Annotated in this window: 15 protein-coding genes and 1 pseudogene; 10 read left to right on the plus strand and 6 right to left on the minus strand. The window is 65.8% G+C overall.

The annotated features are described in order from the left end of the window. Window positions 1-793: 793 nt before the first annotated feature. Window positions 794-1564, minus strand: coding sequence for a gamma-glutamyl-gamma-aminobutyrate hydrolase family protein (locus ACVMB0_RS28255; RefSeq protein WP_456754479.1), 771 nt, complete (start codon window positions 1562-1564; stop codon window positions 794-796). Between the two features lie 281 nt (window positions 1565-1845). Here ACVMB0_RS28255 and ACVMB0_RS28260 point away from each other — a divergent pair, with 281 nt between their 5' ends. Next, entirely contained in the window at window positions 1846-2988 is a 1143-nt protein-coding gene (locus tag ACVMB0_RS28260) for an AI-2E family transporter (protein WP_461348347.1), read from the plus strand. 67 nt (window positions 2989-3055) lie between these two features. Here the strand turns inward: ACVMB0_RS28260 and ACVMB0_RS28265 are convergent, their stop codons facing one another. The 4 genes and pseudogenes from ACVMB0_RS28265 to rplM form a co-directional block, all read right to left on the minus strand. Beyond that, the gene (locus ACVMB0_RS28265) at window positions 3056-3292 is read right to left on the minus strand and encodes a hypothetical protein (protein WP_461348348.1); all 237 of its coding nucleotides are present in this window, start codon (window positions 3290-3292) and stop codon (window positions 3056-3058) included. A gap of 44 nt (window positions 3293-3336) precedes the next feature. Then, window positions 3337-4555, minus strand: a pseudogene (locus ACVMB0_RS28270) (GGDEF domain-containing protein). Between the two features lie 248 nt (window positions 4556-4803). After that, on the minus strand, window positions 4804-5280 hold the full coding sequence (gene rpsI, locus ACVMB0_RS28275) for a 30S ribosomal protein S9 (protein WP_212013477.1): 477 nt from the start codon (window positions 5278-5280) through the stop codon (window positions 4804-4806). Further along, a complete protein-coding gene (rplM, locus tag ACVMB0_RS28280; protein ID WP_021079117.1) occupies window positions 5280-5744 on the minus strand; it encodes a 50S ribosomal protein L13 in 465 nt (154 codons plus the stop codon). The genes rpsI and rplM overlap by 1 nt, the downstream gene beginning before the upstream one ends. Here rplM and ACVMB0_RS28285 point away from each other — a divergent pair. After that, window positions 5743-5883, plus strand: coding sequence for a hypothetical protein (locus ACVMB0_RS28285; protein ID WP_461348349.1), 141 nt, complete (start codon window positions 5743-5745; stop codon window positions 5881-5883). The two genes, rplM and ACVMB0_RS28285, sit on opposite strands and share 2 nt — an antisense overlap. Window positions 5884-5897: 14 nt before the next feature. On the opposite strand, the gene ACVMB0_RS28290 is transcribed toward ACVMB0_RS28285, so the two are convergent. After that, a complete protein-coding gene (locus ACVMB0_RS28290) occupies window positions 5898-6326 on the minus strand; it encodes a PaaI family thioesterase (protein WP_461348350.1) in 429 nt (142 codons plus the stop codon). A 70-nt stretch (window positions 6327-6396) separates the two neighbouring features. Between ACVMB0_RS28290 and ACVMB0_RS28295 the strand changes: the two genes are divergently transcribed. The 8 genes from ACVMB0_RS28295 to nadC all read left to right on the plus strand — a co-directional run bounded on the left by ACVMB0_RS28295 (window position 6397) and on the right by nadC (window position 14337). Continuing rightward, window positions 6397-7224, plus strand: coding sequence for an enoyl-CoA hydratase (locus ACVMB0_RS28295; protein WP_461348351.1), 828 nt, complete (start codon window positions 6397-6399; stop codon window positions 7222-7224). Window positions 7225-7353: 129 nt separating this feature from the next. Then, window positions 7354-7938 (plus strand): CoA-binding protein, encoded by a 585-nt coding sequence (locus ACVMB0_RS28300; RefSeq protein WP_456754473.1) that lies wholly within the window; start codon window positions 7354-7356, stop codon window positions 7936-7938. 148 nt (window positions 7939-8086) lie between these two features. After that, complete coding sequence (locus ACVMB0_RS28305) at window positions 8087-9367, plus strand: O-acetylhomoserine aminocarboxypropyltransferase (protein ID WP_461348352.1); 1281 nt, start codon at window positions 8087-8089, stop codon at window positions 9365-9367. A 158-nt stretch (window positions 9368-9525) separates the two neighbouring features. After that, window positions 9526-9930: a hypothetical protein gene (locus ACVMB0_RS28310; protein ID WP_461348353.1), complete on the plus strand. Its 405-nt coding sequence runs from the start codon at window positions 9526-9528 to the stop codon at window positions 9928-9930. Window positions 9931-9944: 14 nt separating this feature from the next. Further along, window positions 9945-10901, plus strand: a complete 957-nt coding sequence (locus ACVMB0_RS28315) for an NUDIX hydrolase (protein ID WP_461348354.1) — start codon at window positions 9945-9947, stop codon at window positions 10899-10901. 54 nt (window positions 10902-10955) lie between these two features. Next, window positions 10956-11942 carry a quinolinate synthase NadA gene (nadA, locus tag ACVMB0_RS28320; RefSeq protein ID WP_461348355.1) on the plus strand — a complete coding sequence of 329 codons (987 nt, stop codon included), beginning with the start codon at window positions 10956-10958 and terminating at the stop codon, window positions 11940-11942. Continuing rightward, window positions 11939-13489, plus strand: a complete 1551-nt coding sequence (locus ACVMB0_RS28325) for an L-aspartate oxidase (RefSeq protein WP_461348356.1) — start codon at window positions 11939-11941, stop codon at window positions 13487-13489. Before nadA ends, ACVMB0_RS28325 begins: the two co-directional genes overlap by 4 nt. Then, window positions 13486-14337: a carboxylating nicotinate-nucleotide diphosphorylase gene (gene nadC, locus ACVMB0_RS28330; protein WP_461348357.1), complete on the plus strand. Its 852-nt coding sequence runs from the start codon at window positions 13486-13488 to the stop codon at window positions 14335-14337. The genes ACVMB0_RS28325 and nadC overlap by 4 nt, the downstream gene beginning before the upstream one ends. The last annotated feature ends 7 nt before the right edge of the window (window positions 14338-14344 follow it).

Genomic DNA, 14344 nt, shown 5'->3' on the forward strand with positions numbered 1-14344 from the left:
GCCGCAACCTCCTTCGTCATTCCGGGGCTCGCGAGGCGAGAACCCGGAATCCATTTCACCACACGTGATGCGGCCCAATGGATTCCGGGCTCGTGCTTCGCACGCCCCGGAATGACGAGGGGAGAGAGCCGCGGGCCCTTACATCTGAGTTGCCCGACGGCGCAAGCCCCCGCGACGAAAATATTTCGCTTTATCCGAAGAGAAACTCAATGTATGAATTTGCCCATCTCACCCGATCGAGGGGCGCTTCGCGGTCGTCACGAACGCGGGTCGAGATGCGGTGGACGCCGAGTGTGGTGCTGACGAGAGCACGCAAGGCGGACGGCGAAATCGTGCAGGCCTGACGCCCTAGCGGTAGGTGTCTCTTCCGATTGCGCAAATGCGCGTTGTGAAGACGGTGACAACAAAGCCCAGTCTCGCCGGGGAGAGCACGTATAAGCCGTAACCCATCGCGCAGGGAAAGCCGGATTGCTCCGGTTACACCTGTGGTCCTACCCCCGAGCTTTCTACCCATTGCTCGGGGCCCATGGGTGCGATCGGCACCCGGCTTTCCCTGCGCCCTCACCAACGGAGAGGGCGAAACGAAAGAGCAAAGCTCGGACAAAAGATGTCGCGAGAATGGAAAACTGCGTCCTCACCTAAAACCGTCATCGCACGGCTTGACCGGGCGATCCAGTACGCCGCGGCCCATCGGCTCAATAACGCCTGCCTCTGGAATACTGGATCACCCGGTCAAGCCGGGTGATGACATCGTGCTTAAAACGCGCAGGAACAACAGCAGTGAAAGCAGCCCCTACGCCGCCCGACGGCGCTCGCGCAGCGCGTCGCCGAAGGCCTCGAACAGCGCGCGGTTGATCGGATTGCGTTGCGGATCGTATTCGGCGTGCCACTGCACGCCGAGCGCAAAACCGGGCGCGTCGGCGATCCGGATCGCCTCGATGGTGCCGTCCTCGGCAATGCCCTCGATCACGACGCGCTTGCCGGGCTCGAGGATGCCCTGACCGTGCAGCGAATTGACCCGGATGGTCTCGCGGCCAAGGATTTTTGCGAAGGCGCCTCCCGGCGTCAGTGCGACATCGTGACGATCGGCGAACACCACGGTCGGATCGGGATGGATCTCGCCGTTCTCGAGCCGCGGCATGCGGTGGTTCATGCGGCCCGGAATCTCGCGGATCTCCGGATGCAGCGAGCCGCCGAAGGCGACGTTCATCTCCTGCAGCCCGCGGCAGATGCCGAAGATCGGCACGCCGCGCGCGACGCAGGCCTCCGTCAGCGCCAGCGCCACGTCATCGCGGTGGATGTCGTAGGGCTCGTGGGCGGCGCAGGGCTCGGTGTTGAAGCGGGTCGGATGGACGTTGGCGCGGGCTCCGGTCAGGACGACGCCGTCGACCACGTCGAGCAAGGCACCGACCTCGGTGATTTCGGGGCTGCCCGCGAACATCAGCGGCACGGCACCCGAGACCTCGGCAACCGCGCGCAGGTTGCGCTCCCCGACCATCTGGACTGTGAAACGATTTTCGATGCGATGGGCGTTTCCGATCACGCCGACCACGGGCCGTCTCATTATTGAAGTCTCGCGCAATGATTCTTCTAAGTTTGCGACGTTGCGGAGACGATCATGCCTTCGAGTTCCCGCCGGATCAACCGTCTATTCCTGCACAGGGGGGCTTGCAGCCCTGCACAGATTGGCGCCCCGGCGGGCCGAAATCCGGCCGGACGCCCGGCAGGTTCGTCCCCGTCACCACGGCGCGTCAGCGGCAAACCGGCACGGCCGGCCCAGCTTGATCCCGGCGGGATTTTCGCCAAAGACTGCTCCGGACACCGTCCGCGAAAGGGGAATCACCCGTGACTGACTCGGCTGACAATCGCCTGCAGGCCCGCAACGACCTGGCGTGGGCGATCGCCATCGGCGGCATCGGCATCGTGCTGTTCGCCGCCCTGCTGCTGTTCGCCTGGCAGTTCGCCGCGACGCTGTTCCTGCTGTTCGCGGGCATGCTGCTCGGGGTCGGCCTCAACGCCATGACCACCCTGCTCGGCCGGCTGACCGGGCTCCCGCACGCGCTGCGGCTTGCGGTCGTCTGCCTGGCGATGGCAGGCCTGTTGTCCGGCATCGTGTTCCTCGGCGGCACCACCATCGCCCAGCAGGCCACCGTGCTGAGCAACACGATCAAATCGCAGCTCGGCAGCGTCAAGGAATTCCTCGAGCAGCACGGCGTCGATACCAGCTATCTCGATTTCACCAATGCCGCCGGCGAGGCCAAGGGCGAAGGCACAGCGGTGGCGACGACGACAACGAGCCCGGCGGCGGCGTCCCAGTCCCATGGCATCCCCGGCGCCGGCGCGCTGGCCTCCAGCGGCGGCGCCATCATCAGTCAGACGCTGAAAGTCCTGCTCGGCACCGTCAGCGTGGTCGGCAACTTCTTCATCGTGCTGTTCCTCGGGCTCGCCTTCGCGGCGCAGCCCGGCATCTACCGCGCCGGGCTGTTGTTCATCGCGCCGGCCAAATACCGCGCGCAGGCGACCGTCATCGTCGACCGCATCGGCGAGACGCTGGAGCGCTGGCTGATCGCCCAGATCATCACCATGGCCGCGGTGTTCCTGGTCACCTGGATCGGGCTTGCCATCATCGGGATTCCGAGCTCGTTCATCCTGGGCATCCAGGCCGGGCTGCTCGCCTTCATCCCGACCGTCGGCGCCATCCTCGGCGGGCTGATCGTGGTGCTGGCGAGCCTGGCGAGCGGCTGGATCGCGGCGCTGTCGGCCTTCGTCCTGTTCCTCGGCGTGCATGCGCTGGAAAGCTACGTGCTGACCCCGATCATCCAGCGCCAGGCGCTCGACATCCCGCCGGCCACGCTGTTCGCGTTCCAGATCCTGCTCGGCGTCGTGTTCGGCGTCTGGGGTCTGGCGCTGGCGCTGCCGCTGATGGCGATCGCCAAGGTGATGATCGATCATTTCAAGGCGGAGGATCAGGCGCCGGCGCACAGCTAAAGCGTTTTCAAGCGAAGTGGTACCGGTTCGCGTCAAGAAAATGCGTCAGGGCGACAACGAAGGCACTTCAGGAGAACAGCAGGACTGTCCCCACCACCATCAGCAACAGGCCGAGCAGCATCACGATCGGCCAGCGGCTCTTCGGCGCCTCGTATCGCCCTTGCGCGCGCCGTTCGGCGATCAGCGCGGTCTCGTATTCATCGGAGTCCGCGAACAGGCACGCGAATCCGCTGCGGGCCGAAGCCGCGTCGGCCTCGAGCGACATCAGGGCGGATTGCGGATTGCGGCTGCGGATCGACTCCATGCCCGAAAGCATGGGAGCGAGTGGTTAACCAGTCGTTACCGCGCTCATGTCCGCACAGTTGCGGGCCTCTGTCGCGCCGCGGCCGGCAGGCCCGCGGTCTTGCGCCGCCAGTTCTCCAGCGACAGCGGCAGCTCCTCCGCCGCCTCGACGCGGTTGCGGCCGCCGCGCTTGGCCTGATAGAGCGCGGTGTCGGCCGAGGCCAGCAGCACCTCGAGCTCGGTCCCGGCCGGACCGCCGGCGACGCCGATGCTGACCGTGGTCTCGACCGCGCCTTCCTCACAGGTGATATTGCTGTTCTCGAAGGCTTCGCGCACCCGCTCGGCGACCAGGACGCCCTCCCTCCAGCGAGCACGGCAACAGCGCCGCGAATTCCTCGCCGCCGATCCGGCCCGACAGATCGCTGATCCTCAGGCTGTTGACCACCACGGCGGAGAACAGTTTCAGGATCTCGTCGCCCGCGGGATGGCCGAAGCGGTCGTTGATCGACTTGAAGTGATCCAGGTCGAAGATCATCACCGTGACCGGCCGGCCGGCCGTGGCCTCGCGCTCGATTACCCGCATGCAGGCCTCGGTGAAGCCGCGGCGATTGAGCATGCCGCTCAACGGATCGATCGACGCGGCCGTCTTGTGCACGGCCACCGCGCGGTCCGACACCATCATGAAGATCACGAACACGGTGCCGATCGCATAGAGCACGAGTTCGATCGAGAACAGCGTGACCCAGAAGCTGGAGATGACATTCTGGCCGTTCAGGCGCAGCAGATCGCCGACCAGGATCGGCAGCATCAGCACGCAGCCATGGGCGACCGGGATCACGATCGCAATCCAGCGCCGCTGCATCGCACGGCGGCGCTCGCTCCACAGTTCGGACGCGGTCAGCGCCGCGTAGATCGCGACGATCGCAGCGCCGATGGTCAGGCGCATCGCCGGATCCTGCACCGTCGTCACCGCACCGATCCACGCGATCGGGCCGAGCAGCAGGCCCGGCAGATTGGCCTTGCGGCCGTGGAAGATCCGCGCGGCGTTCCAGACCATGCCGCAGGCGGCGAAGCCGATCGCATTGAGGCCCAGCAGCACCATCGGATCGAGCATCGCGCTGCCGACCGTCCACAACGCGACCGAGGCCGCGCCGAGCAGATAGGCGGTGCCCCACCATTTCAGCGCGGGAATGTTCTCCTGCCTGCCGAACAGCCAAAGCATGGCGCCGAGCATGCCCGCGACCATGGTGGCGAACAAATAGAGCGTCGATGGATCGAACGACATAAACTCACCCCAGCCCGGTGTGATGCAACGTTCGCAGGCGCAATTAATACGGTGATGCAGCGCCGGTGCGAGATCGCACGCTAGAAGGCCCGAGTTCCGATTTCGTTTGCACGCACACGCAAGTTTTCATGAAAAACTGCGCTAATTCACCGCGAAGCGCGCGGCATTGGACGCAGCAAAAAGGGCGCCTTGCGGCGCCCTCTGCAACTCGATGCTCGCGGCAATTGCCGCGAATTTTACAGCTCGAATTAGCGCTTCGAGAACTGGAAGGACTTGCGGGCCTTCGCCTTGCCGTACTTCTTGCGCTCGACCGAACGCGAGTCGCGGGTCAGGAAGCCGCCCTTCTTGAGGACGCTGCGCAGCTCGGGCTCGAAATTGGTCAGCGCCTTCGAGATGCCGTGGCGGACCGCGCCGGCCTGGCCGGACAGACCGCCGCCGGCGACGGTGCAGATCACGTCGTACTGGCCGTTGCGGGCGGCAGCGACCAGCGGCTGCTGGATCATCATGCGCAGCACCGGACGGGCGAAGTAGACTTCGAACTCGCGGGTGTTGACCGAGATCTTGCCGGAGCCGGGCTTGACCCACACGCGCGCAACCGCGTCCTTGCGCTTGCCGGTGGCGTAGGCGCGGTTGAACTTGTCGACCTTCTTGACGTACTTCGGCGCGTCGGGCGCGGCCGGCTTGACCTGCGAGAGCTGGTCGAGGGACTGCAACGTGTCGGACATTATGCGGCCCTCGTGTTCTTGCGGTTCAGGGAAGCGATATCGACCTTCTCGGGGCTCTGGGCCTCATGCGGATGCTCGGCACCCGGATAGACGCGCAGATTGCCCATCTGCATGCGGCCGAGCGGACCGCGCGGGATCATGCGCTCGATCGCCTTCTCGACGACGCGCTCGGGGAAGCGACCCTCGAGGATCTGCTTCGCAGTGCGCTCCTTGATGCCGCCGATGAAGCCGGTGTGCTTGTAGTAGGTCTTCTGGTCGCGCTTGCGGCCGGTCAGCACCACATGCGCGGCGTTGACGATGATGACGTTGTCGCCGCAATCGACATGCGGGGTGTAGGTGGGCAGGTGTTTGCCGCGCAGGCGCATCGCGACGAGCGTGGCCAGACGACCGACGACCAGACCCTTGGCGTCGATCACGACCCACTTCTTCGTCACTTCGGCGGGCTTGGCCGAGAACGTGCTCATGTGTGAAATCCGTGAAAAAGAAATCGGCGCCGTATGCGCCGAACTGGGTGGGTTTCTAGAGAAGCCGCGGGCGCGCGTCAACGTCGGCGCGCTGGAATTAGATCAGCAAAAACAATGCTTTGTAAATATGGTGCAATAATACCGCAAGAAAGACTATTGATTTGGAATAGAATAGGTCGCCGTGACATGGGCGATCGGATCCGGCGAGGTGCCGGACAACAGGTTCACCTCGCCGACCGCAAGCCGCTTGCCGAGCTTGAGCAGCTTGGCGACCGCGAGCACGTCCTGCCCCGGCTGGCCCTTGCGCAGGAAGTTGATGTTGAGGTTAGTGGTGACGGCCAGGCCGACCGGCCCGATCGCCGACAGCAGCACCACATACATCGCGAAATCCGCCAACCCCATCAGGGTCGGCCCCGACACCGTGCCGCCCGGCCGCAGCATGCGCTCGCTGAAAGCCTGGCGCAGCAGCGCCGTCTCGCCGTCGGCGCTTTCGATCCGGATGTCGTCGTACGTGAACGCCTGCGGAAATTCCTTGCGCAGGAACTCCTCAAGTTCAGCCACGCTCATTTTCGCAATCGCCATGCGGTCCCTGCCCTCGCGTCTGCCTGCCTGTTACATTAAGTTGTCATACAGACCAACGTGGAATTTCACCATGTCCGCCCAAGCCGCCCGCGCGGAAGCGCCGCAACACCAGACGATCCTGCTGCGCGAGACCGTCGGCAGTATCGCGCTACTGACGCTCAATCGGCCGGCGGCGCGCAACAGCCTGTCCGAAGGATTGATCGGCGAACTCCACGCTGCGCTGAACGAGATCGGCGGTGACAAGAGCATCCGCGCCGTCGTGCTCGCCGCCAACGGACCCGCCTTCTGCGCCGGCCACGACCTCAAGGAGCTCACCGCGCGGCGCACCGATGCCGACCGTGGCCGCGCCTATTTCGCTGAGATCATGAACGCGTGCAGCGCGATGATGCAGGCGATCGTGCATTTGCCGAAGCCGGTGGTGGCATCGGTCCAGGGCATCGCGACCGCGGCCGGCTGCCAGCTCGTCGCAAGCTGCGACCTCGCGGTCGCCTCTGAGGCGGCGGCGTTCGCGACACCGGGCGTCGACATCGGGCTGTTCTGCTCGACGCCGATGGTCGCGCTGTCGCGCAACGTGCCGCGCAAGCAGGCGATGGAGATGCTGCTGACCGGTGAGCCGGTCTCCGCGGCAACGGCGCAGAGCATCGGCCTCGTCAACCGCGTGGTGCCGGCAGGCGCCGAGCGCGACGCCGCGATCGCGCTGGCCGAGAAGGTCGCGCTGAAATCGGCCTATACCGTCAAGCTCGGCAAGGAGGCGTTCTATCGCCAGGCCGAGATGAACCTCGCGGACGCCTATCGCTTCGCCGCCGAGGTGATGACCGAGAACATGATGGCACGCGACGCCGAGGAAGGCATCGGCGCCTTCATCGAGAAGCGCGATCCGAAGTGGCAGGACAAGTGACGACCGCAGGTCGTCATTCCGGGGCGATGCGAAGCATCGAACCCGGAATCTCGAGATTCCCCGATGCGCGATTGCGCATCTGAGGTCTGGTGCTAACGCACCATCCCGGAATGACAAAGCGGAAGAAAAATGAATCACGACGCCTACGACGACAACTACATCCGCAGCATCCTGAACGGCGTCAAATCGATCGCGATGGTCGGCGCCTCGCCGGTCAATGTGCGGCCGAGCTATTTCGCCTTCAAATATCTGGCGCAGCGCGGCTACGACATGATCCCGGTCAACCCCGGCCATGTCGGCAAGACGCTGATGGGCAAGCCGTTCGTCGCTTCGCTTGCGGATATCGACCGCCCGATCGACATGATCGACATCTTCCGCAATTCAAGCCACATCATGCCCGTCGTCGACGAGGCGCTGAAATTGTCGCCGCCGCCGAAGGTGATCTGGATGCAGCTCGGCGCGCGCGACGATGCCGCGGCCGAGAAGGCGGAAGCCGCCGGTCTCAAGGTGGTGATGAATCGCTGTCCGAAGATCGAGTATGGCCGTCTGTCGTCTGAAATCTCCTGGATGGGCGTCAACTCGCGCACGCTGAGTTCCAAGCGTGCACCGATCCCGACGCAGGGCATGCGGCTGTCGCTCAACCGCACGAGCTTCGGCGGCGGCCAGACTGCGGCATCCGACCGCGCGGCAAAAAACAAGACCGAGACCACCTGACATCGCGGCGGAATAATCGTTCCGCTCGGCCGGTATGGCGTGGGATGCCTCTTCAGCAAATGGCGGCGTCCCGAACGCGCTTGACGGCGGCGGCCGCCGCCATCAGCATGCCGCGCATTTTCGACCAGGCCACAACAGGACACCAAGAATGACCGATCGCCTTCCGGGATTTTCCACCCTCGCCGTGCACGCCGGCGCACAGCCTGATCCCACCACCGGCGCGCGGGCGACGCCGATCTACCAGACCACGTCATTCGTGTTCAACGATGCCGATCACGCCGCCTCGCTGTTCGGCCTGCAGGCCTTCGGCAACATCTATACCCGCATCGGCAATCCGACCAACGCCGTGCTCGAGGAACGCGTCGCAGCGCTCGAAGGCGGCACCGCGGCGCTCGCCGTCGCCTCCGGTCACGCCGCGCAGGTCGTCGTGCTGCAACAGCTGCTGAAGCCCGGCGACGAGATCATCGCCGCGCGCAAGCTCTATGGCGGCTCGATCAATCAGTTCACCCACGCCTTCAAGGCGTTCGGCTGGAACGTGGCCTGGGCCGATCCGGACGAGATCGAAAGCTTCGAGCGTGCGGTGACGCCGCACACCAAGGCGATCTTCATCGAGTCGATCGCCAACCCTGCCGGCAGCATCACCGACATCGAGGCGATCGCCGCCGTCGCGCGCAAGGCCGGCGTGCCGCTGATCGTCGACAACACGCTGGCCTCGCCCTATCTGATCAAGCCGATCGACCACGGCGCCGACATCGTCGTGCACTCCCTGACCAAGTTCCTCGGCGGCCACGGCAACTCGCTCGGCGGCATCATCGTCGACGCCGGTACCTTCGACTGGTCGAAGGACAACAAGTACCCGATGCTGAGCGAGCCGCGCCCGGAATATCACGGCATCCGGATCCAGGAGACGTTCGGCAATTTCGCTTTCGCGATCGCCTGCCGCGTGCTCGGCCTGCGCGACCTCGGCCCGGCGCTGTCACCGTTCAACGCTTTCATGATCCTGACCGGCATCGAGACATTGCCGCTGCGCATGCAGAAGCACTGCGACAACGCCAAGGCGGTGGCGGAATTCCTCTCCACCCACCCGGCCGTCTCGGCGGTGAATTATGCCGGCCTGCCCGGCGACAAATACAATGCGCTGCAGCGCAAATATGCGCCGAAGGGCGCCGGCGCGGTGTTCACCTTCAGCCTCAAGGGCGGCTACGACGCCGGCGTCAACCTGGTGTCGAACCTGAAACTGTTCTCGCACCTCGCCAATGTCGGCGACACCCGCTCGCTGGTGATCCACCCGGCCTCCACCACCCACAGCCAGCTCGACGACGCCGCCAAGGTGAAATCCGGCGCGGCACCCGAGGTGGTGCGGCTCTCGATCGGTATCGAGGACAAGGAAGACCTGATCGCCGACCTCGACCAGGCCCTGCGCGTCTAGATCCAGCAGAAATGCCGGAGCGGTGCGCCGCATCGCTCCGGCAATTCCGGCCAAACGACAGGTTTCCCGTTAACGCTTAATCCCGACAGGTCTCTCGTTAACGTTCAATCCGGCATAAAGTGGCAGTGATAGGCTCCGGATGATTCGGGAGACCATGGATGCTGCGCTGGATATTGCCGCTCGCGATCGCGCTGTCTGCGATATCGCCTGCTGACGCCGCCGACGGCCCGGTCGTCGCCAAGAGCCCAACCGTCAAGGCCGCGCGCCAATTGCCGGCCGGCCTGCCGCGTCGGCACTACGCCTACCGCACCACCATCACAGGGCCGGCCTATGTGCGGCGCGGACGCCAGCTCGTGGTCGTCGAGCCCAAGGTGATCCCGCTCAACTCAGAGCCGTACATCCCGTACATGCGGGGTGAACCGCTGCTGCCTGGGTCGTCGTCACTGCCGGGCTATTACGGCAACTGGCACTCCTACAACTATTACGGCCCCTATTACGGCGGCGCCTACGTGACCTATTGGGACCGCCTGCCCTACGCCTGCGGCGTCTACGGCTACTGCTAGCGCAGGACGATCGCGTGGCCAGATCGCCGCAGAAATCCAGTGCGCCGGCTTCGGGAAACGCCGTCACCGCCGACCTCGTCGCCGTGCTCGTCGCCGTCACCGACGGCACGCCCAGGATCATGACCATCGCCGGCGGTGCCGCGCTGCCCAGCGGCCCGTTCGAGTTCACCCACCGCTCGTTGCAGACTGCGCTGCGAGCCTGGGTCGAGGCGCAGACCGGCCATCCGCTCGGCTATGTCGAGCAGCTCTATACCTTTGCCGATCGCGGCCGCTCCGGCGACGCCAAGGGGCCGCACAGCGTCTCGATCAGCTATCTCGGCCTGACCCGCGAGGACCGGGTCGGCGAAGGCTTCGAGGCGCATTGGTCGGGCTGGTACGACTACTTCCCCTGGGAGGATCATCGCGCCGGCCCGCCTTCGTGCCTGGCCAAGATTATCGCGCCGAAGCTGAAGGCATGGGCGAAAGCCGCGGCGACGCCGACATTGCAGCGGGAGCGCTGGCAGCGCTGCGCCATCACGTTCGGTCTCGACGATCGCGACTGGAACGAAGAGCTGGTGTTGCAGCGCTATGAGCTGCTCTACGAAGCGTCGCTGATCCCCGAAGCCGACCGCACGCGCGCGCGCGACGCGACCGTGGTGCCCGGCAAGCCGATGACGGCGGATCATCGCCGCATCCTCGCGACCGGGATCGCGCGGCTGCGCGCCAAGATCAAATACCGCCCGGTGGTATTCGAATTGATGCCGGCCGAGTTCACCCTGCTGCAACTGCAACGCAGTGTTGAGGCGCTCGCAGGCCGTCTGGTCCACAAGCAGAACTTCCGCCGGCTCATCGAACAGCAGGAACTCGTTGAAGAGACAGGCGCAATGGCTGCCGATACCGTCGGACGGCCGGCCAAGCTGTTCCGCTTCCGCCATGCCGTATTGGCCGAACGGGCCGTCGCCGGGACCAAGCTTCCGCTTTCACGCACTTGACACGCTTTATGCTCAGGATAAGTATAAGCCATCTTATGCTCACGGAGAGTATAAATGGTTGCACCCGATACCGATCTGCTCACCCGCACCGCGCCGCTCTATGAGCGTGTCAAACGCGTCATCCCGCCATTCGAATGGGCCACCTTCGCCGAGGACGTCGATGCGATCCTCGCGCTGAAGCGCCGCCGCAACGCGGTGGTGCTGGCGCACAATTACCAGACGCCGGAAATCTTCCACGGCGTCGCCGATATCGTCGGCGACAGTCTGTTGCTGGCGCGCGAAGCGACCAAGGTCGACGCCGACGTGATCGTGCTCGCCGGCGTGCATTTCATGGCCGAGACGGCGAAGCTGCTCAATCCGGCCAAGACCGTGCTGATCCCCGATCTTGCGGCCGGCTGCTCGCTGGCGGATTCCATCACAGCCGAGGACGTGCGGCTGATGCGCGCGCGCTACCCGGATGCGCCCGTGGTCGCCTACGTCAACACGTCGACCGCGGTGAAGGCGGAATCCGACATCTGCTGCACGTCAGGCAATGCGCTCAAGGTCGTCGAGTCGCTCGACGCCGCACGCGTCATCATGCTGCCCGATGAATATCTGGCGCAGAACATCGCCAAGCAGACCAGCAAGAAGATCATCGCCTGGAAGGGCCATTGCGAGGTGCACGAGCTGTTCACTGCCGACGACGTCCGCCAGCTGCGCGAAAATTATCCTGATGTCACCGTCCTCGCGCATCCGGAATGCCCGCCGGAGGTGGTCGCGGAAGCGGACTTTGCGGGCTCGACGGCGGCGATGCAGTCGTTCGTCGAGACCAGGCGTCCGCCGCGCGTCGTGCTGCTGACGGAATGCTCGATGAGCGACAACATCGCGGCGCGCAATCCGGATGTCGACTTCGTCCGCCCCTGCAATCTCTGTCCGCACATGAAGCGGATCACCTTGAAGAACATCCGCCACGCGCTGGAAACCAACCAGCACGAGGTCACGATCGATCCGGAGATCGCCGATCGCGCGCGCAGGAGTGTCGAAAGGATGCTGACGATATGAGCAACGATTTCTCCGATCTCAATGGCCGCCCGGTCGTCATCGGCGGCGGTGCCGCAGGACTGATGACCGCGCTGCAACTCGCGCCCGAGCCGGTCGTGCTGCTCTCGAAGTCTCCGCTCGGCGCCGAGGCCTCCAGCATGTGGGCGCAGGGCGGCCTCGCCGCTCCGGTCGGCGCGAATGACAGCCCTGCGCTGCATCTCGCCGATACGCTCGCGGCCGGTGCCGGCCTGTGCGACGCGGCGGCGGCGAGCCGCATCGTTCATGCCGCGCCCGCCGCGGTGGAGCATCTGGCCGAGCTCGGCGTCGCCTTCGACCGCCGCGCCGACGGCAGCTGGCGCCTCGGGCTCGAGGCTGCGCATCGCTGCAATCGCATCGTGCACGCCACCGGCGACGGCACCGGCCGGGAGATCATGCGCGCGCTGATCGCGGCGGTCCGCCGGACGCCGTCGATCACGCTGCTGGAAGGCGTCGAGGCGCGCCGGCTGCTGGTCGAGGACAATGCGGTCCGTGGCGTGCTCGCAGCCAGCGACCGCGGACCCCTGACGATCGCAACCAACCGCGTCGTGATCGCAACCGGCGGCATCGGCGGGCTGTTTTCCGACAGCACCAACCCCGCCGGATGCTCCGGCCAGGGCCTCGCGCTCGCGGCGCATGCCGGCGCAAGGCTGTCGGATATCGAATTCGTCCAGTTTCATCCGACCGCGTTCGACGGTCCGTCACGGCCGATGCCGCTATTGACCGAGGCGATCCGCGGCGACGGCGCTGTGCTCATCGACGAGACCGGGCAGCGCTTCATGGCCGGTCAGCCCGGCGCCGAGCTCGCGCCACGCGACATCGTCGCGCGCGCCGTGTGGCGCCATCGTGCCGCGGGGCATCGCACCTTCCTCGATGCGCGCCAGCATCCGGGTGCGGATTTCGCCGAGCGCTATCCCGTGATCAGCGCGTTCTGCAAGATGGCCGGTATCGATCCCGCCCATGATCCGATTCCGATCCGGCCGGCGGTCCACTACCATATGGGCGGCATCGCGGTTGACGGCTTTGGCCGCAGCACGGTGCAGGGCCTGTGGGCTTGCGGCGAAGCCGCACGCACCGGCCTGCACGGCGCCAACCGGCTCGCCAGCAACTCGCTGATGGAGGCGATCGTCTGCGCGCGCTGGGTCGCCGAGAGCATCGAAGGCGTGAGCGCAGGCCCGCGCGCGATGCTGCGTGACGACACGCTGCCCCCGGCGTCCGATCCTTCGGCGGTACGACCGATCCTCACTCAAGGGCTCGGCGTGCTGCGCGATCGCGACGGCATCGCGCGCGCGATCCGGAGCCTCACTCCGCTCGCACGCAGCCAGAGCGCGGCATCCGACGCAGCATTGGTCGGATTGATGATGGCCGTTGCCGCGATCCGGCGTGAGGAAAGCCGCGGCGGCCATTTCCGCACCGATTTCCCGCACACCGCGGTGTCGGCATCGCCGTCGTCGCTCACCCGCACCGAGGCACTCGCCGCCGCACGCGACATCGTTGAATCCAAGCTATCAGCCAGGAGCGCCCTGTCATGACCCTCAATCCCCTGTTGCCGCTGCTCTATGAACCGATCGTGCAGACCGCGCTGCGCGAAGACCTCGGCCGCGCCGGCGATATCACCGCAGACGCCATCGTACCGGCCAGCCAGCACGCCCGGCTGGTGATGCGGGCACGGCAGCCCGGCGTGATCGCCGGCCTCGATGTCGCGCGGACGGCCTTCCAGACGGTGTCGCCAGCCGTCACGCTGCGCGCCGAGCGGCCCGACGGCAGCGCGGTCGAGCCCGACCAGGTCATCGCGATCATCGATGGCCCAGCCCGCAGCCTGCTCACCGCGGAACGGACTGCGCTCAACTTCCTTTGCCATCTCAGCGGCGTCGCCACCGCCACTGCCACGCTGGTCAAGGCCGTCGCAGGCACCCGCGCGCAGATCGTCTGCACCCGCAAGACCACGCCGGGACTGCGGACGCTGGAGAAATATGCGGTGCGCGCCGGCGGCGGCAGCAATCACCGCTTCGGGCTCGATGACGCCGTGCTGATCAAGGACAACCACGTCGCGCTCGCCGGCGGCATCCGCACCGCGATCGAACGCGCCAAGGCCAACGCCGGCCATCTCGTCAAGATCGAGGTCGAGGTCGACACGCTGTCGCAGCTCGAAGAGGCGCTGGCGCTCGGCGTCGATGTGGTGCTGCTCGACAACATGACGACCGAGCAGCTCGGCCAGGCGGTGGCGATGGCGCGCGGCAAGGCGATCACCGAGGCCTCCGGCCGCATCACCGCGGCGACCGCCGCAGCCATTGCCGCCACCGGCGTCGATTTGATCTCGGTCGGCTCGGTGACCCACAGCTCGGCCGCGCTCGATATCGGCCTCGATTACCTGTCCTGATTGATCA

This window comes from Bradyrhizobium sp. USDA 4451, assembly GCF_054822585.1.

What these genes read in the sequence shown, in the direction of transcription:
- ACVMB0_RS28265 (WP_461348348.1), bottom strand. Translation starts at nt 3,292, where the DNA reads ATGGAGTCGATCCGCAGCCGCAATCCGCAATCCGCCCTGATGTCGCTC.
- nadA (WP_461348355.1), top strand. Translation starts at nt 10,956, where the DNA reads ATGGTTGCACCCGATACCGATCTGCTCACCCGCACCGCGCCGCTCTAT.
- ACVMB0_RS28295 (WP_461348351.1), top strand. Translation starts at nt 6,397, where the DNA reads ATGTCCGCCCAAGCCGCCCGCGCGGAAGCGCCGCAACACCAGACGATC.
- rplM (WP_021079117.1), bottom strand. Translation starts at nt 5,744, where the DNA reads ATGAGCACGTTCTCGGCCAAGCCCGCCGAAGTGACGAAGAAGTGGGTC.
- nadC (WP_461348357.1), top strand. Translation starts at nt 13,486, where the DNA reads ATGACCCTCAATCCCCTGTTGCCGCTGCTCTATGAACCGATCGTGCAG.
- ACVMB0_RS28300 (WP_456754473.1), top strand. Translation starts at nt 7,354, where the DNA reads ATGAATCACGACGCCTACGACGACAACTACATCCGCAGCATCCTGAAC.
- ACVMB0_RS28255 (WP_456754479.1), bottom strand. Translation starts at nt 1,564, where the DNA reads ATGAGACGGCCCGTGGTCGGCGTGATCGGAAACGCCCATCGCATCGAA.
- ACVMB0_RS28290 (WP_461348350.1), bottom strand. Translation starts at nt 6,326, where the DNA reads ATGGCGATTGCGAAAATGAGCGTGGCTGAACTTGAGGAGTTCCTGCGC.
- ACVMB0_RS28310 (WP_461348353.1), top strand. Translation starts at nt 9,526, where the DNA reads ATGCTGCGCTGGATATTGCCGCTCGCGATCGCGCTGTCTGCGATATCG.
- ACVMB0_RS28305 (WP_461348352.1), top strand. Translation starts at nt 8,087, where the DNA reads ATGACCGATCGCCTTCCGGGATTTTCCACCCTCGCCGTGCACGCCGGC.
- ACVMB0_RS28285 (WP_461348349.1), top strand. Translation starts at nt 5,743, where the DNA reads ATGTGTGAAATCCGTGAAAAAGAAATCGGCGCCGTATGCGCCGAACTG.
- rpsI (WP_212013477.1), bottom strand. Translation starts at nt 5,280, where the DNA reads ATGTCCGACACGTTGCAGTCCCTCGACCAGCTCTCGCAGGTCAAGCCG.
- ACVMB0_RS28325 (WP_461348356.1), top strand. Translation starts at nt 11,939, where the DNA reads ATGAGCAACGATTTCTCCGATCTCAATGGCCGCCCGGTCGTCATCGGC.